Annotated in this window: 21 protein-coding genes; 20 read left to right on the forward strand and 1 reads right to left on the reverse strand. The window is 68.7% G+C overall.

Annotation, left to right across the window (positions count from 1 at the left end; genetic code table 11):
* Positions 1 to 29: 29 nt before the first annotated feature.
* Complete coding sequence (gene dtd, locus MNQ99_RS09935) at positions 30 to 482, reverse strand: D-aminoacyl-tRNA deacylase (RefSeq protein ID WP_241912846.1); 453 nt, start codon at positions 480 to 482, stop codon at positions 30 to 32.
* A gap of 216 nt (positions 483 to 698) precedes the next feature.
* On the opposite strand from dtd, the gene rpsD reads away from it, so the two are divergent.
* The 20 genes from rpsD to mihF all read left to right on the forward strand — a co-directional run bounded on the left by rpsD (position 699) and on the right by mihF (position 22405).
* On the forward strand, positions 699 to 1325 hold the full coding sequence (gene rpsD / locus MNQ99_RS09940) for a 30S ribosomal protein S4 (RefSeq protein WP_127512669.1): 627 nt from the start codon (positions 699 to 701) through the stop codon (positions 1323 to 1325).
* Positions 1326 to 1576: 251 nt separating this feature from the next.
* The gene (locus MNQ99_RS09945; protein WP_127512668.1) at positions 1577 to 1960 is read left to right on the forward strand and encodes a DUF948 domain-containing protein; all 384 of its coding nucleotides are present in this window, start codon (positions 1577 to 1579) and stop codon (positions 1958 to 1960) included.
* An 18-nt stretch (positions 1961 to 1978) separates the two neighbouring features.
* The gene (locus tag MNQ99_RS09950) at positions 1979 to 2212 is read left to right on the forward strand and encodes a DUF6167 family protein (protein ID WP_241912847.1); all 234 of its coding nucleotides are present in this window, start codon (positions 1979 to 1981) and stop codon (positions 2210 to 2212) included.
* A gap of 76 nt (positions 2213 to 2288) precedes the next feature.
* Positions 2289 to 4967, forward strand: coding sequence for an alanine--tRNA ligase (gene alaS, locus MNQ99_RS09955; protein WP_241912848.1), 2679 nt, complete (start codon positions 2289 to 2291; stop codon positions 4965 to 4967).
* A gap of 9 nt (positions 4968 to 4976) precedes the next feature.
* A complete protein-coding gene (gene ruvX, locus MNQ99_RS09960; RefSeq protein WP_422387530.1) occupies positions 4977 to 5552 on the forward strand; it encodes a Holliday junction resolvase RuvX in 576 nt (191 codons plus the stop codon).
* Positions 5549 to 7120, forward strand: coding sequence for an endolytic transglycosylase MltG (gene mltG, locus MNQ99_RS09965; RefSeq protein ID WP_241912850.1), 1572 nt, complete (start codon positions 5549 to 5551; stop codon positions 7118 to 7120). The genes ruvX and mltG overlap by 4 nt, the downstream gene beginning before the upstream one ends.
* Before the next feature lie 47 nt (positions 7121 to 7167).
* Entirely contained in the window at positions 7168 to 8043 is an 876-nt protein-coding gene (locus MNQ99_RS09970) for a shikimate dehydrogenase (protein WP_422387531.1), read from the forward strand.
* Between the two features lie 32 nt (positions 8044 to 8075).
* Entirely contained in the window at positions 8076 to 9275 is a 1200-nt protein-coding gene (gene aroC / locus MNQ99_RS09975; RefSeq protein ID WP_127512665.1) for a chorismate synthase, read from the forward strand.
* Positions 9275 to 9817 (forward strand): shikimate kinase, encoded by a 543-nt coding sequence (locus MNQ99_RS09980; RefSeq protein WP_241912851.1) that lies wholly within the window; start codon positions 9275 to 9277, stop codon positions 9815 to 9817. Before aroC ends, MNQ99_RS09980 begins: the two co-directional genes overlap by 1 nt.
* Positions 9814 to 10911 carry a 3-dehydroquinate synthase gene (gene aroB / locus MNQ99_RS09985; RefSeq protein WP_241912852.1) on the forward strand — a complete coding sequence of 366 codons (1098 nt, stop codon included), beginning with the start codon at positions 9814 to 9816 and terminating at the stop codon, positions 10909 to 10911. The genes MNQ99_RS09980 and aroB overlap by 4 nt, the downstream gene beginning before the upstream one ends.
* Positions 10912 to 11584: 673 nt before the next feature.
* Positions 11585 to 12148, forward strand: coding sequence for an elongation factor P (gene efp / locus MNQ99_RS09990; RefSeq protein WP_127512663.1), 564 nt, complete (start codon positions 11585 to 11587; stop codon positions 12146 to 12148).
* Entirely contained in the window at positions 12148 to 12567 is a 420-nt protein-coding gene (gene nusB / locus MNQ99_RS09995; RefSeq protein ID WP_127512662.1) for a transcription antitermination factor NusB, read from the forward strand. The genes efp and nusB overlap by 1 nt, the downstream gene beginning before the upstream one ends.
* A 409-nt stretch (positions 12568 to 12976) precedes the next feature.
* Entirely contained in the window at positions 12977 to 13573 is a 597-nt protein-coding gene (gene pyrR, locus MNQ99_RS10000; protein ID WP_241912853.1) for a bifunctional pyr operon transcriptional regulator/uracil phosphoribosyltransferase PyrR, read from the forward strand.
* Complete coding sequence (locus MNQ99_RS10005; RefSeq protein WP_241912854.1) at positions 13570 to 14574, forward strand: aspartate carbamoyltransferase catalytic subunit; 1005 nt, start codon at positions 13570 to 13572, stop codon at positions 14572 to 14574. The genes pyrR and MNQ99_RS10005 overlap by 4 nt, the downstream gene beginning before the upstream one ends.
* Positions 14571 to 15938: a dihydroorotase gene (locus tag MNQ99_RS10010; protein WP_241912855.1), complete on the forward strand. Its 1368-nt coding sequence runs from the start codon at positions 14571 to 14573 to the stop codon at positions 15936 to 15938. Before MNQ99_RS10005 ends, MNQ99_RS10010 begins: the two co-directional genes overlap by 4 nt.
* Before the next feature lies 1 nt (position 15939).
* Complete coding sequence (locus MNQ99_RS10015) at positions 15940 to 16440, forward strand: PH-like domain-containing protein (protein WP_241912856.1); 501 nt, start codon at positions 15940 to 15942, stop codon at positions 16438 to 16440.
* Between the two features lie 8 nt (positions 16441 to 16448).
* Complete coding sequence (gene carA, locus MNQ99_RS10020; protein WP_241912857.1) at positions 16449 to 17702, forward strand: glutamine-hydrolyzing carbamoyl-phosphate synthase small subunit; 1254 nt, start codon at positions 16449 to 16451, stop codon at positions 17700 to 17702.
* Entirely contained in the window at positions 17702 to 21001 is a 3300-nt protein-coding gene (gene carB, locus MNQ99_RS10025; protein WP_241912858.1) for a carbamoyl-phosphate synthase large subunit, read from the forward strand. Before carA ends, carB begins: the two co-directional genes overlap by 1 nt.
* The gene (gene pyrF / locus MNQ99_RS10030; protein ID WP_241912859.1) at positions 20994 to 21869 is read left to right on the forward strand and encodes an orotidine-5'-phosphate decarboxylase; all 876 of its coding nucleotides are present in this window, start codon (positions 20994 to 20996) and stop codon (positions 21867 to 21869) included. Before carB ends, pyrF begins: the two co-directional genes overlap by 8 nt.
* 218 nt (positions 21870 to 22087) lie before the next feature.
* On the forward strand, positions 22088 to 22405 hold the full coding sequence (gene mihF / locus MNQ99_RS10035; protein WP_127512654.1) for an integration host factor, actinobacterial type: 318 nt from the start codon (positions 22088 to 22090) through the stop codon (positions 22403 to 22405).
* The last annotated feature ends 7 nt before the right edge of the window (positions 22406 to 22412 follow it).

Below are 22412 nucleotides of genomic sequence, written 5' to 3' on the forward strand. Positions count from 1 at the left end.
TCCGCCGCTTGTCTCGTCCGCCAGCCGCCTCAGCCGCGGCGCGGCTTGGCGAAGTCCTCGGTATCCAGGCTGATGGTGAACGGACCGGAGTTCACCAGTTCCACCTCCATCATGGCGCCGAAGACACCGGTCGCCACCTGGGCGCCCAGGCCGCGCAGCGCGGAGACGAAGTGATCCAGCAGCGGTTCGCTGACGTCGCCGGGGGCGGCCGCGGACCAGGACGGCCGCCGGCCGCGCCGGGTATCGGCGTACAGCGTGAACTGGCTGACCACCAGCAGCGGGGCGTCCGCATCGGCGCAGGAGAGCTCGCCGTCCAGGATGCGCAGCCGCCAGATCTTTTCCGCCAGCGCCGCGGCGTCCTGGGCGGTGTCGGTATGGGTGGCGCCCACCAGAACCACCAGGCCGGGGCCGGACAGGGCCCCCACCACCGTGCCGTCGACGCTGACGCTGGCGCGGCTCGCGCGCTGCAGAATGGCTCGCATCCAGCCAGCCTAAACGTGGCAGGGCCACCGGCCGGCTGATGCTAGAATGGTTGGCTGACTGGCAAGCCGTTCTTGCGCCGTCGATCCCTAGAGCAATTCAGTGAAGGGGAGAAGCGTGCCCGGGACGGACTGTAGCTGAAGGTAGCGGTTGACCAACGCTCTCCGGGACTTGGAGGCCAGCAAACCATTGCACCCGCACATAACTGGAAGGACATCGTGGCTAACAACACACGAGCCCGCCGCAAGGTCCGCATTTCGCGTGCCCTTGGCATTGCCCTGACGCCCAAGGCTGAGAAGTACATGGAGCGTCGTCCGTACGGCCCCGGCCAGCACGGACGTGCCCGCCGCAAGCAGGACAGTGACTACGCCGTTCGTCTGCGCGAGAAGCAGCGTCTGCGTGCCCAGTACGGCATCCGCGAAGCACAGATGACCCGTGCCTTCGAGGAAGCCCGCAACACCGCCGGTCTGACCGGCGAAAACCTGATCGAGCTGCTGGAAATGCGTCTTGACGCCCTGGTGCTGCGTGCCGGCTTCGCCCGCACCATCGCCCAGGCCCGCCAGCTTGTGGTGCACCGCCACATCATGGTCAACGGCAAGCGCGTGGACCGCCCGTCCTTCCGCGTTTCCGAAGGCCAGCTGATCCACGTGCACGAGCGCTCCGAAAAGATGCCCCCGTTCCAGGTGGCAGCTGCCGGCGCTCACCGCGACGTGCTCCCCAACGTTCCGGCGTACCTGGATGTCGCCTTGGAGAAGCTGCAGGCCCGCCTGGTCCGCCGCCCCAAGCGCTCCGAGGTCCCCGTGACCTGCGAAGAGCAGATGGTGGTCGAATACTACGCTCGCTAGATAAGTAGTTCCGGGGCCTGAACCCCGGAACCACCCCTGCGAGATGCCGCCTCCGTGCGCGGAGGCGGCGCAGAACAGCCCGCGGCATCGGCCGCGGGCTGTTCAGTAGGTAAGGTGATGAGAGTGGCGGGAAAGATGCCTGATCAAGGCAGGCCCCGCCGTCGTTAGCCGGACCCCCGCAGCACAAGGCATGCCTGCGCTGCGCGCGGATCGGATGACGCCGTCAACCAACAAGAGGAGCGTTTGAACCTATGTCAGGTGGAGATATCGCCGGTCTGATCGCCGCGGGAGTATTCGCGGTGCTGGTGGCCCTGCTGGCCATCCCGGTATGGAAGCTCGGCAAGGTGTTTGATGAACTGCGCCAGGCCATCCGCGAGCTCAGCGACGGGACCACCCCGTTGATTGGCGAAGTCACCACCACGGTCAGCACCACCAACGAACAGTTGCGGAAGGTGGACGGCATCTCCAACAACGTGTCGGACGCCTCGGCCAACGTTTCCGCCCTGACGTCGCTGCTCTCCGCGACGCTGGGCTCGCCGCTGATCAAGGTGGCAGCCTTCTCCTACGGCGTGCGCAGCGCCTTCAATACCGCCGGCAAGGGCGCGCCCGAGGGCAAGCGCCGCCGCGGCCGCTAATCCGCGAGAGGAACCGACATGAAGCGAATGATCTGGATGGCCGCAGGTGTGGCGATCGGCGTGCTGGCGGTCCGCAAGCTCTCCCAGACGCGGGACGCGTTGGGACCGGCCGGACTGAACCGCGCCCTGGGACAGGTGGCCGATTCGGTGGCCACCTTCGCCGACGCGGTCCGGGACGGCATGCGGGAACGCGAGACAGACCTGCGCCTGGCCCTGGGCATCGATTCAGCCGACGACGTCCGCACGCGCTAAATTTTTTACGGCATCTTCACGCCACGCACCGGCCCGCACGGGCGGTTTGTACCCTGGAAGGTAAGACACAGGCACCATGAAATCCCACGAGATTGTCCGCCGCTGGCTCGACTTCTTCGAGAAAAAGGGCCATGCCGTGGTCCCGTCGGCGTCCTTGGTGTCGCCGGATCCTTCGCTGCTGTTCACGGTGGCCGGCATGGTGCCGTTCATCCCGTACCTGACCGCCCGCGAAACGCCGCCGTTCCCGCGCGCCACCAGCGTGCAGAAGTGCATCCGTACCGCGGACATCGAAGAGGTCGGCAAGACGGTCCGGCACGGCACCTTCTTCCAGATGTGCGGCAACTTCTCCTTTGGTGACTACTTCAAGGAGCAGGCCATCTCGATGGCCTGGGAACTGCTGACCAGCCCGGTGGAGCAGGGCGGCTACGGCCTGCCGCCGGAGAAGCTCTGGATCACCGTCTACGAAGAAGACGAGGAAGCCCTCGCGATCTGGCGCGACCAGGTGGGTGTCCCGGCCGACCGGATCCAGAAGTCCGGCAAGAAGGATAACTACTGGTCCACCGGCCAGCCCGGCCCCGCCGGCCCGTGCTCGGAAATCTTCTACGACCGCGGTCCGGAGTACGGGATCGAAGGCGGCCCGATCGCCGATGAGACCCGCTACATCGAGATCTGGAACCTGGTCTTCATGCAGTACCAGCGCGGCGCCGGCATCGGCAAGGAAGACTTCGAGATCCTCGGCGAGCTGCCGCAGAAGAACATCGACACCGGCCTGGGCATGGAACGCCTTGCGATGATCCTGCAGGGCGTGGAGAACATGTACGAGACGGACCAGGTCCGCCCCGTGCTGGACAAGGCCGCGGAAATTTCGGGCCGGGAATACACCAGCGCCGAGTCCGACGACGATCCGCACCACACCGACGACGTGCGGCTGCGCGTGGTCGCCGACCACATCCGCTCGGCACTGATGCTGATTTCCGACGGCGTGACCCCCTCCAACGAGGGCCGCGGCTATGTGCTGCGCCGCTTGATCCGCCGTGCCGTGCGCGCCATGCGCCTGCTCGGCGTGGAAAACGCCTGCCTGCCGGAACTGCTGCCGGTCTCCCGCGACGCCATGAAGGGCACCTACCCGGCGGTGGCGGACGACTTTGAGCGGATCAGCCGGATCGCCTATGCCGAAGAGAAGGCCTTCCTGCGCACCATCGCTTCCGGCACCGCCCGGCTGGAAGAGGCCGTGAAGGAATCGAAGGCCGCGTCGAAGCCGATTTCCGGCGAGGACGCCTTCACCCTGCACGACACCTACGGCTTCCCGATCGACCTCACCCTGGAAATGGCCGAAGAAGCTGGCCTGCAGGTGGACGAGGCCGGTTTCCGCACGCTCATGGCCGAGCAGCGCCAGCGTGCCCAGGCCGATGCCCGCGGCAAGAAGCTGGGCCACGCCGACGTGACCGTCTTCCGCGAGATGCTGGCCGAGGGCGAGACCGTTTTCACCGGCTACGACGAACTGAACACCGAATCCACGGTGCGCGGCATTGTCCGCGGCGGCGAAGTGCGCGGTTTCGCCGGGCAGGGCGAGGAAATCGAGCTGGTGCTCGACGCGACCCCGTTCTACGCCGAGGCCGGCGGGCAGGCCGCCGACGTCGGGCTGATCACCGGCGACGGGTTCGTGGTCGAGGTGCTGGACGTGCAGAAGCCGGTCAAGGGCCTGAGCGTGCACAAGGCGGTGGTCCGCGAAGGCGAACTGCCCGCCGGCGCCACGGTCCAGGCCGCAGTGGACGCGCAGCGCCGCCATGCCGGCGAGCAGGCCCACTCCGGCACGCACATCATCCACGCCGCCCTGCACCAGATCCTGGGCCCGGAGGCGCTGCAGCGCGGTTCCTTCAACAAGGCCGGCTACCTCCGCTTCGACTTCTCCTGGGGCGAGGGCCTCTCCGACGCCGCCAAGTCGGAGGTCGAAGAGGTCTCGAACCTGGCTATCCGCAACAACTTCGAGGTCCAGACCCGCGTGATGCCGCTGGCCCAGGCCCGCGAGCTGGGCGCCATGGCGCTCTTCGGCGAGGCCTACGGGGACACCGTGCGCGTGGTGGAGATCGACGGCGCCTGGTCCCGCGAACTCTGCGGCGGCACCCACGTGGAGGGCACCTCGCAGATCGGCTCGCTGATGCTGCTGGGCGAGGCCTCCGTGGGCTCCGGCAACCGGCGGGTGGAGGCGTTCGTGGGCATGGAGGCCTTCCGCCACATGGCCGCCGAACGCGCGCTGGTGACCGAGCTGTCCGAGATGCTCAAGGTCCCCGGCGCCCAGCTGCCCGAGCGGATTGCCGCCACCCTGGCCAAGCTCAAGTCCGTGGAGAAGGAACTGGACAAGCTGCGCAAGGAACAGCTGGCAGCTTCCGCCGCCTCGCTGGTCTCCCAGGCGCAGGACGTGGCAGGCATCCGCTTGCTGGCGCACAACGTCGGCGACCTCAACGGCGCTGACGACCTGCGCAACCTGGCCCTGGACCTGCGGGCCCGGCTGGGCTCCGAGCCGGTCACCGTGGCGATGACGGGTGTAGCCAACGGCCGGCCGCTGATCCTGGTGGCGACCAACGAGGCAGCACGCGCCGCCGGGGTGAAGGCCGGCGCGCTGGTCAAGATCGCTGCCGGCGTGCTGGGTGGCGGCGGCGGCGGCAAGGACGACGTTGCGCAGGGCGGCGGATCCGACGCTGCCAAGATCGACGAGGCACTGGCCGCCGTGACGGCTGCGGTCGCGAACCGCTAGGGGCCCGGCATCGTGTCTTCGACCGATTATCCGCGCGGCACCAAACTCGGTGTGGACGTCGGTGCGGTGCGCGTGGGCGTGGCCAGCTGCGATCCGGACGGGATCCTGGCCACGCCGGTACGCACCCTGAAGCGCGACGCCAAGAAGGACTATGACATTAGGGTGCTGGTGCGCGAGGCCGCCGAACGGGGCGCCGTCCAGGTTTTCGTGGGGCTTCCGCGGACACTTTCCGGCGGCGAATCTGCGTCCACCGAGATGGCCCGGAGCTACGCCCGGAAGCTGGCCGCAGCGCTGGCCGCGGCGGGTTCAGGGGCCAGCGTCAGCCTGATTGATGAACGCCTGACCACCGTGGCGGCGCACCGTGGATTGCGCGATGCTGGCATGGATACGCGTCAACATCGTAAAGTGGTGGATCAGGTAGCTGCGGTAGGTATCCTGCAGCAGGCCATTGACATGCAACGGGCCCAAGGACAGGACGTGGGGACACCTGTCGCACCGCCCGCCGGCAGAGACGTGCCGGACGCCAGCCATGAGGAGCCGACGATTAAGCACGGACATGATCGAAGCGGGGATCCGGGATCGTGAGCAAGCACCCCGACGACTGGACCAACCTGCCGTCCCGGCGTGCCGCCCGCGGACGCCAGGCCGCTGATCCGCGCTTTGACGACACCGTTCCGCCGTACTGGGACGACGACGCGGTTCCCGAATGGGAAGAGCCGCCCGCTGACGAGGCATGGCCCGATCCGGCCGGCCAGCCGGCCGCGCCGGAGCCCCCGGACGCACCCGAAGCGGACGAACCGTCTACCGGCTGGTACGACCCGGAGCCGGCCACCGTAATCCAGCACCACGTACCCACCCGCGGTGAGCCCCGTCGTCGTCAGCCGGAGGCAGAGCCCGAGGCAGAATATGCCGCCGGCTCTGCGGCAGGCGAGGCGGAAAGCGCCCCTTACGCCGCGGAGCGAGGCTGGGAAGCGACGGACGCGGGCCAGAGCTACGAGGATGACGGCCAGATCTACCACGACGGCCGGCTGGACTTTTTCGAGGATGAACCTGCCTCCGGCCGGAAGCGTCCGGTCCGCACCAAGAAGCGCGCCCGCCGGCGGCGCAACACCATCATGCTGGTGGTCTTCGCGGTCTTCGCCGCAGGCCTGGTCGGCGTGGTGCTGTTCCTGCAGAACCTGCTGGGCATGGGCGGCGGCCCCGAAGACTATCCGGGCCCCGGGGAGGGGCAGGTCACCTTCACGGTTCAACAGGGCGCCGGTCCGCTGGTGATCGCCGATTCCCTGGTGGAGCAGGACATCATCTCCAACAGCGAGACCTTCCTGGGCGAACTGGCCAGCCAAGCGGACGGCCGCGAGGTGCAGCCGGGCGACTACCAGATGCAGTACAAGCTGCCGGCCGCCGAAGCCGCCGCCATCCTGCTGGAGGACGTGGGGGAGAAGGTCTCCTACACCGCCATCAACCGCACCTGGCGCGAGGAAGAGGTCTTCGCGGCCCTGAGCGAAGGCACGCAGATCCCGGCCTCCGAGTTCGCGGAACTGGCCAAAAACCCGCAGCAGTTCGGGCTGCCGGACTCCGCACGCAACCTCGAAGGCTACCTCTTCCCGGGCGAGTACCGCTGGCCCCTGGGGACCAGCGCCAAGGACATTCTCACCGAACTGGTGGGCAACACCGTGGACCGGCTGACCAAGGACGGGATTTCCGATCCGCAGGAGCAGTTCCGGGTGCTGACCATCGCCAGCATCATCGAGGCCGAGGCCGGCGAGGCCGACTATGCCACGGTTGCCGGCGCCATCCAGAACCGGCTGAAGCCGGACAACACCGAAACGAACGGCCTGATCCAGTCGGACGCCACGGTGACCTACGGCCTGGGCCGGAAGGGTTACGACATCACGCCGGAGGAAAAGGCGGACAAGTCCAACCCCTACAACACCTACGCGCACACCGGGCTGCCTGCCGGGCCGATCAACTCGCCCGGCGGGCCGGCCATTGACGCGGCTGCCAGCCCCGCCGACGTGCCCTACTACTACTGGGTGACGGTCAACCTGGACACCGGCGAGACGAAGTTCGCCAAGACGCTGGAACAGCACAACGCGTACACCAAGGAATACCAGCAGTGGTGCAGCACGCAGAAGGAAGGCCGGTGCAGTTGATCGCCGGTGCCGACGGCGTGTCTGCCGACGGCGTGTCCGGCGGCACGCTGCCGGCTGCCCTCCACTACCAGGCTGCGGTGCTCGGGCACCCGATCGGCCACTCCCGGTCGCCCGCGCTGCACCGGGCCGCCTATGAACTGATCGGCTTCGACTGCAGCTATCGGGCCATCGACGTCACCGTGGACCAGTTGCCGCAGTTCGTCCAAACCCTGCGCAGCGAGCGAGGGTGGGCGGGGCTGTCGGTGACCATGCCGCTGAAGGCGGCGATGGTCGGCCAGATGGACCGCACCAGCCCGCTGGTGGATCTGCTGGGCGTGCTCAACACCGTGGTTCCCCAGTACGACGGCGAGGGGCAGGTGACGCTGTCCGGCCACAATACCGACGTGGCGGGGATCGTCGGGGCGCTGCGCCACGGCGGGGCCCGTGAGGGCCTGCCCGCAGTCATTCTGGGCGGCGGCGGCACCGCTGCCGCTGCTGCCGCCGCGCTGGCGGAGCTGAAACCGTCCGGCGTGACACTGTGCCTGCGGGATCCGGCAAAGTCGGGCAACGTGCAGGCCATCGCGCGGCACCTTGGACTGCCGCTCCAGGTAGCCGGCTGGGACCGGGCAGCCGCCGCAGTGCAGCGGGCCGGAACGGTGGTTTGCACCCTGCCGCCGCAATCTGCCGACCCCCTGGCTGCCGAGTTGGTGGCCCAGGCAGGAACGGACCGCGGCGGGAGCGTGCTGCTCGACGTGGCGTATGATCCGTGGCCCAGCGAGCTGGCAGCCGTCTGGCAGCGCCAAGGCGGCTCGGTGGTGCACGGCCTGGAAATGCTCATCTACCAGGCGGTCGAGCAGGTGCGGCTATTCGCCGGCGAACGCTTCAGCGACACCGCCGATGTCATAAATGTGATGTGTGACGCGGTGGGTGCACCGCGGCGCTAAACCGCCCCCCGATGCATGGCAGTATTGAATCCATGTTGCGTTGGTTAACCGCCGGTGAATCCCATGGTCCGGCCCTGGTAGGAATTATCGAAGGCGTCCCCGCCGGCGTCGAACTGACCGCAGCCGAGGTCCAGGATGCGCTGGCGCGCCGGCGCCTGGGCTATGGCCGCGGCGCCCGGATGAAATTCGAAAAGGACGAGGTCACGCTGGTGGGCGGCGTCCGCCACGGCCTGACCCAGGGCGGCCCGGTAGCCATCGAAGTGGCCAACACCGAATGGCCCAAATGGGAAACCGTGATGTCGGCTGATCCGGTCGATCCTGCCCAGCTGGAGGATCTGGCCCGCAACGCCCCGCTTACCCGGCCCCGGCCCGGCCACGCAGACTTCACCGGCATGCAGAAGTACGGCTTCCACGAAGCCCGTCCGGTGCTGGAACGCGCCAGCGCCCGTGAGACAGCCGCCCGGGTAGCCCTGGGCACGGTAGCCGCCAAGTTCCTCTCCGCACTGGGCATCCGGCTGGTCAGCCACACCACCGCCGTCGGCCGGGTCTCGGTTCCCGAAGGTAGCCGGCTTCCGCGGCCGGACGACGTGCTGGCCCTGGATGAAGATCCGCTGCGCTGCTTCGACGCCGAAACATCGCTGGCCATGGTGCAGGAAGTGGACCAGGCGCACAAGGAAGGCGAAACCCTGGGCGGCGTCGTCGAGGTGTTGGCCTACGGGCTGCCGCCGGGACTGGGCAGCTACGTGCACTGGGACCGCCGGCTGGACGCCCGCTTGGCCGCCGCGCTGATGGGCATCCAGGCGATCAAGGGCGTGGAGGTCGGGGACGGCTTCCTCACTGCCGCCCGCCGTGGATCCGCCGCCCATGACGAAATCGTCCGCGACGAGACCGGCACCATTGTGCGTGCCACCAACCGCGCCGGCGGCATCGAAGGCGGCATGAGCATCGGCGAGACGCTGCGCGTCCGGGCGGCCATGAAGCCGATTGCCACGGTGCCCCGCGCCCTGGCCACCATTGATGTCAGCACCGGCGAGCCCGCCAAAGCCCACCACCAGCGTTCTGATGTCTGCGCCGTGCCGGCGTCCGGCGTCGTCGCCGAGGCCATGGTGGCGTTGGTGCTGGCCGAGGCCATCACGGAGAAGTTCGGCGGCGACTCCGTGGCCGAGACGGCACGCAACCTGCGGTCCTATCTGGCGGCCATCCCGGAGTCGCTGGATTCGATCGGCCAGTAGTGGCATCCGGGGAACCGATGCTGCTGCGGCGCCACCTGGTGCTGATTGGACCGATGGCGTCGGGCAAGTCGACGCTGGGCAGCCAGTTTGCGAACCGGCACGGACTGGCGTTCGCCGACAGCGACAAGCGGCTGGTGGAACGGCATGGGCCGATTCCGGCGATCTTCACCTCGCTGGGCGAGCATGCCTTCCGCGAACTCGAGGCCCGCGAAGTGGCGGCGCTGCTCGCCGAAGGCAAACCGCCCGCCGTTGTCTCGCTGGGCGGCGGTGCCATCCTGGATACCGGCACGCAGCAACTGCTGGCCAACTGCACCGTGGTCTTCCTGGATATTGATGTGGACACGGTGCGTCCGCGCATCATCAAGGACACCGGGCGGCCGCTGCTCGCCGGTGATCCCGTGGGCCGCTGGACCGAGTCCCTCCGGCAGCGGCGGCCGGTCTATGAGCGCCTGGCCGACCTGGTGCTGGACACCCGCGGCAAAAGCCAGCAGCAGCTGCTGGCCGAACTGAAGAATCTGCTTGAGGAAAGGCACGAACCGTGAGCAACACCCCCGAGGCAACCGTCATCCCCGTCACCGGGAACACCCCCCAGGAGGCGTACGACGTCGTCGTTGGCCACGCGCTGCTGGGCCGGCTGCCGCAGGTGCTGGGGGAGCGGGTCCGCAAGGTGCTGGTGATCCATCCCCGAGCGCTGCGCGCCACCGGCGACGCCGTGCGCGAGGACCTGGCCTCGAACGGGATGGAGGCGCTGACCGCCGAAATCCCGGACGCCGAGGAGGGCAAGCACATCCAGGTTGCTTCGTTCTGCTGGGAAGTGCTGGGTAAGAACGACTTCACCCGCTCGGACGCGATTGTGGCGGTGGGCGGAGGAGCGGTCACCGACGTGGCCGGCTTCGTGGCCGCAACCTGGCTGCGTGGCGTCAAGGTGGTGCACATCCCCACCAGCCTGCTGGGCATGGTCGATGCCGCAGTCGGCGGGAAGACCGGCATCAACACCGCCGAGGGCAAGAACCTGGTGGGAGCCTTCCATCCGCCGGCCGCCGTGCTGGCCGACCTGGACGCGCTGCAGACGCTGCCGCCGAACGAGTTGATCACCGGAATGGCCGAGGCGGTCAAGTGCGGCTTCATCGCCGATCCGGTCATTCTGGACCTGATCGAGGCCGACCCCACAGCGGCCAGCACCGCCGGTACTGCCCAACTGCGGGAGATCATCGAGCGCGCCATCCGGGTCAAGGCCGAGGTGGTTTCCGCCGACCTGCGCGAGTCCGGACGCCGCGAGTTCCTCAACTACGGGCACACGCTCGGCCACGCGATCGAACTGGCCGAGCGCTACCAGATGCGCCACGGTGCCGCCGTTTCGATCGGCCTGGCCTTCGCCGCCGAGCTGTCCCGGATGGTCGGCCGGCTGGACGATGCTACCGCCGACCGGCACCAGGCGATCCTGACCTCCCTCGGGCTTCCCGTGACCTACCGTCGCGACCGCTGGGCCGCCCTGCTGGACGGAATGAAGCGGGACAAGAAGGCCCGCGGAGACCTGCTGCGGTTCGTGGTGCTGGACGGACTGGCCAAGCCCGGCATCCTCGACGTACCGGACACCTCGCTGCTGTTCGCCGCCTACCAGGAAATCGCCGCGTAGCACGCTGCGTAACGGGAGTACGAAGCCTGCCAGGAAATCGGCGAGTAGGACGTCGCCGGGCGCACTTCGCCGAATAGCTCTCCGCCGGGTGGCAGCGGGGCGTTTCGGCGCCTGTGCTGTCCACGTTTTGGCGGGGTGCCGGATGTTTCCGCAGGTCAGGAGCTTGGGCGCCGCCAAGACTTGGACAATTCCTGCAGAACGTGGACAGGTTGGGCCGAGGTTTCCCGGCACGCACGAGTTGGGCCGAGGGGCCCGGGCACGCGTTGGGCTGCGGAGGTCCCCGCACGCCCGTTGGGTTGCGGAGGTCCCGGGCGCCCATGGGGCCGGAGGTCCCCGCCCCCGACGGGTTCGCTCCCACGTTTCGGTGGCGGCCCGGACATCGCCGCATGTCAGGGCCCTTTTCGCTGCCAGAACGTGGGCAGTTATGGCTAGACGTGGGACGGACCCGCACCCCTGATCGCGTGGCGCCCGCACCCCAATCACGTGGCACCCGCACCCCGAACACGCCGGCTCCACCAGACGTCGCGACCCACCGGCTACGGCGGGATCGATCCCGGGAACCCCGCACGCTTCGGGCGGGCAACCCGCCAGCAGGTAGAATGTCTGCTGGACTTCGCTCCGGGCCGGGCGGACCTTCCGCCGGCGGCCCGCCATCATCGACGAAAGTGAAACTGTGGCCACAACCAACGACATCAAGAACGGCACCGTGCTGAAACTGGACGGCCAGTTGTGGAACGTCATTGAGTTCCAGCACGTGAAGCCGGGCAAGGGCGGCGCGTTCGTGCGCACTAAGATCAAGAATGTCGTCAGCGGCAAGATCCAGGACAAGACGTTCAACGCCGGCCTGAAGATCGAAACCGCCACGGTGGACCGCCGCGATTACACCTACCTGTACAAGGACGGCGACGACTTCGTCTTCATGGACGTGCAGGACTACGACCAGGTCACCGTTCCCGGTCCGGTAGTCGGCGATGACGAGAACTTCCTGCTGGAAAACATCAAGGTCAACATCGCCATGCACGACGGCACCCCGCTCTACATCGAGCTGCCGGCCTCCGTGGTCATGGAGATCACCTACACCGAGCCCGGACTGCAGGGCGACCGCTCCACCGGCGGAACCAAACCCGCCACCGTGGAGACCGGCTACCAGATCCAGGTTCCGCTGTTCCTGGAGACCGGCACCAAGGTCAAGGTCGACACCCGCAGCGGCGACTACCTGGGACGAGTCAACGACTAGTGAGTGCCCCTACTTCAGCCCGCGGCAAGGCCCGCCGCAGGGCCGTCGACGTCCTTTTTGAAGCCGAGCAGCGCGGCGTGAGTGCTGCCGAGGCGCTGGCCGGGCGGGACAAGACCGACCAGGTGATCAATCCCTACACAGCGCAGATCGTGGAGGGCGTCGCCGCCCTGCAGCCCACCATCGACGAGTTTCTCGCCACGTACGCGCAGGGCTGGACGTTGGACCGGATGCCCGCGGTGGATCGGATCATCCTGCGCGTCGGCTCGTGGGAACTGCTCTACAACGACGACGTGCCCGACGGTGTCGCGGTGAGCGAAGCCGTGGAGCTGGCCAAGACTCTGTCAACGGACGAGTCGCCGTCCTTCGTCAACGGCCTGTTGGGCCGGTTGCAGCAGCTCAAGCCCACGCTGCTGGCCTAAGGCGCCTGTTCAGCCACCATCCCCACGGACGACGGCGGGTGCCCCCCTTTGCGGGCATCCGCCGTCGCCGCGTCCGGGCGGGGTGGGGGACGAGGGGTGGGGTTGCCCTGAGGTCGCCGAACCGCTGATGGCCGCTGGGTCCGGCCCGGCCCGTGCCGGGCACCCGCCACCGGTCAGCCCAGGTGCCGGGCACCGGTCAGCCCATGTGCCGGGCACCCGCCACCGGTCAGCCCACATGCCGGGCAACAGCCACGGCCGGCCCGACGTCCGGTGAGCTTGCGCACATCGGCCGCAGATCGCCGTCGTGCAGCCGTCACGAAGCAGGCGGGCAGGGCCGACCGTGGTAATTTTGAGGGCGCAAGCAACCTTTAAATTCCGTCCAGTGAGGCGGGGAAGGAGGCGGCAAAAGATGAGCACCGAATCGCCGGCGCAACAGCCGGCATCGTCGCGAGTTGTACTTGCCGAAGCGGACATCAACCGCGCATTGACCCGTATCGCCCACGAAATCCTCGAGGCGAACAAGGGGTCCCAAGATCTGGTCCTGCTGGGTATTCCGCGCCGCGGTTATCCGCTGGCCCGCCGGCTGGCCGCCAAGATCGCCGCCGCCGATCCTTCCGTCGCTGCCGAAGACATCATCGGGCAGCTGGACGTAACCATGTTCCGCGACGACCTCCGCCGCCACCCCACCCGCACCCCGCTGCCCACCCAGCTGCCGGCAGCCGGCATCGACGACAAGGTTGTGGTGCTGGTGGACGACGTGCTCTACTCCGGCCGCACCATCCGCGCAGCCCTGGACGCCTTGGTGGACCTGGGCCGGCCGCGGATTGTCAGGCTGGCCGTCCTGGTGGACCGCGGGCACCGCGAGCTCCCGATCCGGGCCGACCACGTCGGCAAGAACCTGCCCACCTCCTCGGTGGAGAAGGTCCGGGTCCGGCTGGCCGAAGTTGATACGAACAACGGCAGCCCGGCCGCCGACGAGGTAGTTATCGAGGACTTCAGCGCATGAAACACCTGCTGTCCACCGCGGACCTGGCCAAGCCGGACGCGGTGCAGATCCTGGATACCGCCGAGGAAATGTCCGCCGTGTCCCTGCGCGAGGTCAAGAAGCTCCCGGTGCTGCGCGGCCGTACCGTGGTCAACCTCTTCTTCGAGGACTCCACCCGCACCCGGATCTCCTTCGAGGCCGCCGCCAAACGGCTCTCGGCCGACGTGATCAACTTCGCCGCCAAGGGATCCTCCGTGTCCAAAGGCGAATCGCTCAAGGACACCGCGCAGACCCTGGAAGCGATGGGCGCCGACGCCGTCGTGATCCGGCACTGGGCCTCCGGGGCGCCGGCGCGGCTGGCCGGATCCGGCTGGATCGACGCCACCGTGGTCAACGCCGGCGACGGCACGCACGAGCACCCCACCCAGGCGCTGCTGGACGCGTTCACGCTGCGGCGCACCTGGGCCAAGCTCAACGGCACCGCCTCAACCGGCACGGACCTGGCCGGCATGAAGGTGGCCATCGTCGGGGACATCCTGCACTCCCGGGTGGCCCGCTCCAACCTGTGGCTGCTGCGCACGCTGGGCGCCGAGGTCACCATGGTGGCGCCGCCCACGCTGCTGCCGGTGGGCAGCCGCGAGTGGCCCTGCACCATCAGCTACGACCTGGACGCCACACTGGCCGCCGGGACGGACGCCGTGATGATGCTGCGCGTCCAGGGCGAGCGGATGAACGCCGCCTACTTCCCGTCCACGCAGGAGTACTCCAGCCGCTGGGGCTTCAACGACCTCCGACTGGCGGCGCTGGACGCCTCCGGCCGCGACGGCACCATCATCATGCACCCCGGCCCGATGAACCGCGGGCTGGAAATCTCCTCGGCCGCCGCCGACTCGCCGCGGTCCACCGTGCTGGACCAGGTCCGCAACGGTGTGGCCGTACGGATGGCCGCCCTCTACCTTCTGCTTTCCGGCGGCACCGCGTCCGCCGCTCCCGCTCCGACCGCCGCCCAGGAGGCCAAGTGACCGAGTCCAACACCGAGACCAACACCGCGTCCAACACCGCGTCCAACTCCGGGACCACTTACCTGATCCGCGGAGCCTCGCTCACGGGCGGGGACCGGGCTGATTTGCTGGTCCGCGACGGAAAGATCGCCGAGGTCGGCAGCGCGCTCGGCGCGGCAGGCGCCGTCGTGATTGACGCCGACGGTCTGATTGCGTTGCCCGGCATGGTGGACCTGCACACGCACCTGCGCGAGCCGGGACGCGAGGACGCGGAGACGGTGGAGACCGGCACCCGCGCGGCGGCCCTGGGCGGCTTCACCGCGGTGCATGCGATGGCTAACTCGTCGCCGGTGGCCGACACCGCCGGCGTGGTCGAGCAGGTGTACACGCTGGGCCGCAGCGCCGGCTGGGCCGACGTCCGCCCGGTGGGCGCGGTGACCGTGGGGCTGGCCGGCGAGCGGCTGGCCGAGCTCGGCGCGATGGCCGATTCCCGCGCCCGGGTCCGGGTGTTCTCCGACGACGGCATCTGCGTCTCGGATCCGGTGCTGATGCGCCGCGCGCTGGAATACGTCAAGGCGTTCGACGGCGTGATCGCCCAGCACGCGCAGGAGCCGCGGCTGACCGACGGCGCGCAGATGAACGAGGGCACGGTTTCGGCGGTGCTGGGAATGACCGGCTGGCCGGCCGTGGCCGAGGAAAGCATCATTGCCCGCGACGTGCTGCTGGCCCAGCACGTGGACTCGCGCCTGCACGTCTGCCACGTCTCGACGGCAGGATCGGTGGAGATCATCCGCTGGGCCAAGGCCCGCGGCATCAAGGTCACCGCCGAGGTCACGCCGCACCACCTGTGGCTGACCGACGAACTGGTCCGCAGCTACGACCCGGTCTACAAGGTCAACCCGCCGCTGCGCACCGACGAGGACGTGCAGGCGCTGCGCGCCGGCCTGGCCGACGGCACCATCGACGTGATCGGCACCGACCACGCTCCGCACCCCTCCGAGGCGAAGGAGTGCGAGTGGGCGCAGGCGGCGATGGGCATGACCGGGCTGGAAACCGCGCTGTCCGTGGTGCAGCACACCATGATCGAATCCGGGCTGATCGGCTGGGCAGACTTCGCCCGGATCACCTCCGCCATGCCGGCGCGGATCGGCCGGTTGGCCGGCCAGGGCCAGCCGCTGGCAGCCGGCGCGGCCGCCAACATCACGCTGGTGGACCCCGCGGCCCGCTGGACGGTGGACCCGTCGGCCATGGCCACGAAGGGCCGGAACTCGCCGTTCGCCGGCCGGCAGCTGCCCGGCCGCGTGGTGGCCACCTTCCTCAACGGACACCCCACCGTGCTGGACGGCGCCCTGAACACGCCCGCACGCCCGGCAAGGGAGGGCTGAGATGACCCAGCTCCAAGCCGGCCTGGTGATGCTCGCCGTCGCCGTCGTGCTCATTGTGCTGGTGGCGGTGGGCTGGCGGAACCGGCTCAAGCGCCAGCAGGACATCGCGCCGCTGGCGCAGATTCCGGCGGACACCGCCAACCCCACGGGCTACTACGAAGGCATGTATGTGGTCACGACCACGGCGGGGGACTGGCTGGACCGCGTGGCCGTCCACGGCCTGGGCGTCCGGACCAAGGCCGCGCTGCGGACCTATCCGCACGGCGTGCTGATCGAGCGGCCCGGCTCCACCGACCTCTACATTCCGGCCGCAACCATCTCCGATGTGCGCACCGAGAGCGGCATGGTGGGAAAGTTCGTGGAATCCGAAGGGCTCGCCGTGATCACGTGGAAACTGGGGGAGCGCGACGTCGACACCGCCTTCCGCACCCGGCAGGCCGCCGACAAACAACCGCTGCTGGCGCAGCTGCAGACATACCTACCCGCTGTACAGGAAGACTAGGAAACATCGTGAGCGCAGAAACAACCTCCGCAACCGCACCGGCGCTGCTGGTGCTCGAAGACGGCCGGACCTTCCGCGGCCGCAGCTACGGCGCCCAGGGAACAGCACTGGGCGAGGCGGTCTTTGCCACCGGGATGACCGGCTACCAGGAGACCATCACCGATCCGTCCTACGCGCGCCAGCTGGTGGTGCAGACCGCACCGCACATCGGCAACACCGGGGTGAACGACGAGGATGCGGAATCCCGCAAGATCTGGGTGGCCGGCTACGTGGTCCGCGATCCAGCCCGCCGGCCGTCCAACTGGCGCTCCGAGCGCAGCCTCGACGACGAACTGGTCAATCAGGGCATCGTGGGCATCCAGGGAGTAGACACCCGCGCGCTGACCCGCCACCTGCGCGAGCGCGGCGCAATGAAGGCCGGCATCTTCTCCGGCGAGGCGGCCGGACGCCCGGCGACGGAGCTGGTGGCCGAGGTCGCCGCGCAGCCGTCGATGGAAGGCGCCCGGCTGGCCGAAGAGGTCAGCGTCACCGAGGCCTACGTCGTCGAACCGGCAGACCATGGCTGGGAGGGCGAGCCGCGGTTCACCGTCGCCGCCCTGGACCTGGGCATTAAGGCGATGACGCCGATCCGGTTCGCCGAGCGCGGCATCCGGGTGCACGTGCTGCCGGCCACCGCAACCTTCGAGGACGTCCAGGCTGTCTCGCCCGACGGCATGTTCATGTCCAACGGGCCGGGCGACCCGGCCACCGCCGACCGCCAGGTGCTGCTGCTGCGCAAGGTGCTCGACGCCGGCCTGCCGTTCTTCGGCATCTGCTTCGGCAACCAGATCCTCGGCCGCGCGCTGGGCTTCGGCACCTACAAACTGCGCTACGGCCACCGCGGCATCAACGTGCCCGTGATGGACCGGCGCACCGGCAAGGTCGAAATCACCTCGCAAAACCACGGCTTCGCCGTCGACGCCCCGCTGGACGGGCCGACGCTGGCCCCGGAGGAGCGCTTCGGCCGGGTCGAAGTCAGCCACGTCTGCCTGAACGACGACGTCGTCGAGGGCCTCGCCTGCCTGGACATCCCAGCCTTTTCCGTCCAGTTCCACCCGGAAGCGGCGGCCGGCCCGCACGACGCGGCGACCCTGTTCGACCGTTTCTCCGACCTGATGGATTCCCGCCGCACCCAGACCGGGACCGCCGCTGAGGGCGCTGCCGAGACAGCTTCCCAGCCCGCTTCCGCGACGACTTCCGAGACCACGAAGGAAAGCAAGTAATGCCCAAGAGAGAAGATCTGAAATCCGTCCTGGTCATCGGTTCCGGTCCGATCGTGATCGGCCAGGCGGCCGAATTCGACTATTCCGGCACCCAAGCGCTGCGCGTGCTGAAGGAGGAAGGCCTGCGGGTCATCCTGGTCAACTCCAACCCGGCGACCATCATGACGGACCCGGAGTTCGCCGATGCCACGTACGTGGAGCCGATCACGCCCGAGGTGGTCGAAAAGATCATCGCCAAGGAACGCCCGGACGCCCTGCTGCCCACGCTGGGCGGCCAGACCGCCTTGAACACCGCGATCGCGCTGGACAAGAACGGCGTGCTGGAGAAGTACAACGTGGAGCTGATCGGCGCGAACATCGCCGCCATCGAGCTCGGTGAAGACCGGGAGAAGTTCAAGGGCGTCGTCGAACGCTGCGGCGCCGAGTCGGCCAAGTCGGTGATCGTGCACTCGATGGACGAGGCCTTCGCCGCCGCCGAGGAACTGGGCTACCCGATGGTGGTACGCCCGTCCTTCACCATGGGCGGCCTGGGCTCGGGCATGGCCTACAACCCGGATGACCTGCGCCGGATCGCCGGAGCCGGCATCCAGTACAGCCCCACCAGCGAGGTGCTGCTCGAAGAGAGCATCCTGGGCTGGAAGGAATACGAGCTCGAGATGATGCGCGACAAGAACGACAACGTCGTGGTCGTGTGCTCGATCGAGAACTTCGATCCGGTGGGCGTGCACACCGGCGACTCCATCACGGTGGCGCCCGCCATGACGCTGACCGACCGCGAGTTCCAGAAGCTGCGCGACATCTCCATCGCGGTGATCCGCGAGGTCGGCGTCGACACCGGCGGCTGCAACATCCAGTTCGCCATCGAGCCGGACACCGGCCGCGTAGTGGTGATCGAAATGAACCCGCGCGTCTCCCGGTCCTCGGCGCTGGCGTCCAAGGCCACCGGCTTTGCCATCGCGAAGATCGCCACCAAGCTCTCGCTCGGCTACACGCTGGACGAGATCCCCAACGACATCACGCAGCAGACTCCTGCCGCCTTCGAACCGACCCTGGACTACGTCGTCGTCAAGGTGCCGCGTTTCGCGTTCGAGAAGTTCCCGGCCGCCGACCCGACGCTGACCACCACCATGAAGTCCGTGGGCGAGGCGATGGCCATCGGCCGCAACTTCACCGAAGCGCTGCAGAAGGCGCTGCGGTCGCTGGAGCAGAAGGGCGCCCAGCTGGAGTTCGCCCCGGTCAACGACTACGACGTCCCCGAGCTGCTGGCCAAGGCCAAGTTCGGCTCCACCGAGCGGCTCTCGCTGGTGCAGCGCGCGCTGCTGGGCGGCGCCACCGTCGAACAGGTCTTCGAGGCCACCGCGATCGACCCGTGGTTCCTCGACCAGCTGCAGCTGATCAACGAAGTGGCCACCGAGATCCGCAAGGCCCCGGCGCTGACCGAGGAGATCCTGCGGCTGGCCAAGCGGCACGGCTTCTCCGATGAGCAGATCGGCAAGCTGTCCCACACCAGCGAGGCGGTGGTCCGCGGCGTCCGGCACGCGCTGGGCATCCGCCCGGTGTTCAAGACCGTTGACACCTGCGCCGCGGAATTCGCCGCCTACACCCCGTACCACTACTCGTCCTACGACGAGGAGGACGAGGTTGAGCTGCACGCCAAGCCGTCCGTGATCATCCTCGGCTCCGGTCCCAACCGGATCGGCCAGGGCATCGAGTTCGACTACTCCTGCGTCCACGCCACCATGGCGCTGCGCAAGGCCGGCCACGAGACGGTGATGATCAACTGCAACCCGGAGACCGTCTCCACCGACTACGACATTTCCAACCGCCTGTACTTCGAGCCGCTCACGCTCGAGGACGTGCTGGAGGTCATCGCGGCCGAAGAACGCACCGGCGGCGTGCTGGGCGTATTCGTGCAGCTGGGCGGCCAGACCCCGTTGAAGCTGGCGCAGGCCCTGGCCGACGCCGGCATCCCGATCCTCGGCACCTCGCCGGAGGCGATCGACCTGGCCGAGCACCGCGGTGCGTTCCAGCGGGTGCTCGATGCGGCCGGCCTGATCGCACCGAAGAACGGCACCGCCGTCTCCTTCGACGAGGCCAAGAAGATCGCCGACGAGATCGGCTACCCGGTGCTGGTCCGCCCGTCGTACGTGCTCGGCGGCCGCGGCATGGAGATCGTCTACGACGAGGCCAACCTCTCCCGCTACATTGCCAACGCCACCGAGATCACGCCGGACCACCCGGTGCTGGTGGACCGCTTCCTGGAAGACGCGATCGAGATCGACGTCGATGCGCTCTACGACGGCAAGGACCTCTACGTCGGCGGCATCATGGAGCACATCGAGGAGGCCGGCATCCACTCCGGCGACTCCGCCTGCGTGCTGCCGCCGATCACCCTGGGCGCCGAGGTGCTGGAGCGCGTGCGCAACGCCACCGCCGCCATTGCCGAGGGCGTGGGCGTGCGCGGCCTGATCAACATCCAGTTCGCGCTGGCCGCCGACGTGCTCTACGTGATTGAAGCCAACCCGCGCGCTTCCCGCACCGTTCCGTTCGTCTCCAAGGCCACCGGCGTGCAGCTGGCCAAGGCCGCGGCGCTGATCGGCACCGGCGTGGACATCGACATGCTGCGCAGCGTCTACAAGCTGCTGCCGGAAACCGGCGACGGCTCCCGGCTGCCGCTGGAGGCTCCGGTGGCAGTCAAGGAAGCAGTGCTCCCGTTCAGCCGGTTCCGCACCCCCGAAGGCACCGTGGTGGACTCGCTGCTCGGCCCGGAGATGCGCTCCACCGGCGAGGTGATGGGCATCGACAAGTACTTCGATACCGCCTTCGCCAAGAGCCAGGCCGCGGCCGGCAGCGCACTGCCGACGTCCGGCAAGGTCTTTGTATCGGTGGCCAACCGGGACAAGCGCTCCATCATCATGCCGGTGAAGCTGCTGGTTGATCTGGGCTTCGAGATCCTCTCCACCGGCGGCACCGCCGACGTGCTGCGCCGCAACGGCATCCAGTCCACCACGGTGCGGAAGATCGCCGAGGGGCGGTCCGACGACGGCGAGGGCACCATCGTTGACCTGATCACCGAAGGCCAGATCGGACTCGTCCTCAACACCCCCTCCGGCGGCCAGGCCCGCGGCGACGGCTACGAGATCCGCGCCGCGGCCACCTCGGTGGGCACGCCGATCATCACCACGGTGTCCGAGTTCGGTGCCGCCATCCAGGCCATCGAGGCGATGCGGCAATACGAGTGGGACGTGACCAGCCTGCAGGAGCATGCGGCAAAGCTGAAGGCCGCGATCCATGCCTGAGCCTGACGTCCGGCCGCTGCCCGCCACTTTCGGGCAGCGGCTGCGAGCGGCGATGTCGGCCCGCGGGCCGCTGTGCGTGGGCATCGACCCGCACCCCTCGCTGCTCTCCGCCTGGGGCCTGAACGACGACGCCGGTGGGCTGGAACGCTTCTCCCTCACCGTGTTGGACGCGGTGGGGGAGCAGGCGGCCGCGCTCAAGCCGCAGGTGGCACTGTACGAGCGGCACGGTTCTGCCGGGCTGGCCGTGCTGGAGAAGCTGCTGACCGCCTCCGCCGAGGCAGGGGTGCTGACCATCGCGGACGCCAAGCGCGGTGACATCGGCTCCACCATGGCCGCCTACGCCGACGCCTGGCTGCGCGACGGTTCGCCGCTGGCGGCCGACGCGGTGACGCTCAGCCCATACCTGGGCTACGGATCGCTGCGGCCGGCGCTGGACCTGGCCGCAGCGACCGGCCGCGGCGTGTTCGTGCTGGCGCTGACCTCCAACCCGGAAGGCGCCAGCGTGCAGCACGTGGGCGGCGCCGAGTCGGTGGCGCGCCGGATCGCGGAATCGGCCGCGGCTGACAACGCCGCGGCCCGCGGCGCTGGCGAGCTGGGCTCGGTCGGCCTGGTGGTCGGCGCGACGGTGGGGGCCGACGTCATGGAACGGCTGGGGCTGGACCTGGCTGCCGTCAACGGGCCGCTGCTGGCGCCGGGCCTGGGTGCCCAAGGGGCCACCGGCGACGATATTGCGGCCGCCTTTGGCGCCGCCGTCGGGAATGTCCTGGCCACCTCCAGCCGGGACATCCTCAAAGCCGGTCCGGACACCGCCGCCCTGCGCGAGGCCACAGAACGCACCCTGGCCGGCCTGTCAGCATTCTCCGGCTGAGAAGCCGGCCGCGGCTGCCCCGGCCGCCTTCTCTCGCCGAGCAGCCCGCCGCTGGCTCCGGCTTCGGCCGCTGTTCCGGACCGGAGCCGGCCGTGGCTGCGGCTCTGTGCACCCCGCCGGCCCGGGGCCGGAGCGGTGCGGTTCTGGTAAGTTCAGTTCATGCCCAAAAGTGCCCGCCGGGCCGGCTTGTCCGACGGGCCGGATTGTCTGGAGGAGCTGTGGGTCTTCGACCGCTCACGGAGAGCGAACGCACTGCCGCCCGTCTGAAGGCGACGGCAGCCCGGGCTGACCGCGCGGAAATCAAGGCCAAGGTTAAGTCCGGTGCCATGACCATCGCGGAGGTGATCGAGGCCGCCGCGTCGATGGAGTCGATCGGCCGCCTGCGGGTTGCCGAGCTGCTCGAATCGTTGCCGGGCATCGGCCAGGTCCGCGCCGCCGCCATTATGGAGACGGTCGGCATCGCGCGCAGCCGCCGGCTGCGCGGCCTCGGCATCCACCAGCGGCGTGCCCTGATTGACCACTTGGAGTCCCAGTAACAGATGA

This window comes from Arthrobacter sulfonylureivorans, assembly GCF_022637435.1.
In the GTDB taxonomy this organism is placed as follows: Bacteria; Actinomycetota; Actinomycetes; order Actinomycetales; family Micrococcaceae; genus Crystallibacter; species Crystallibacter sulfonylureivorans.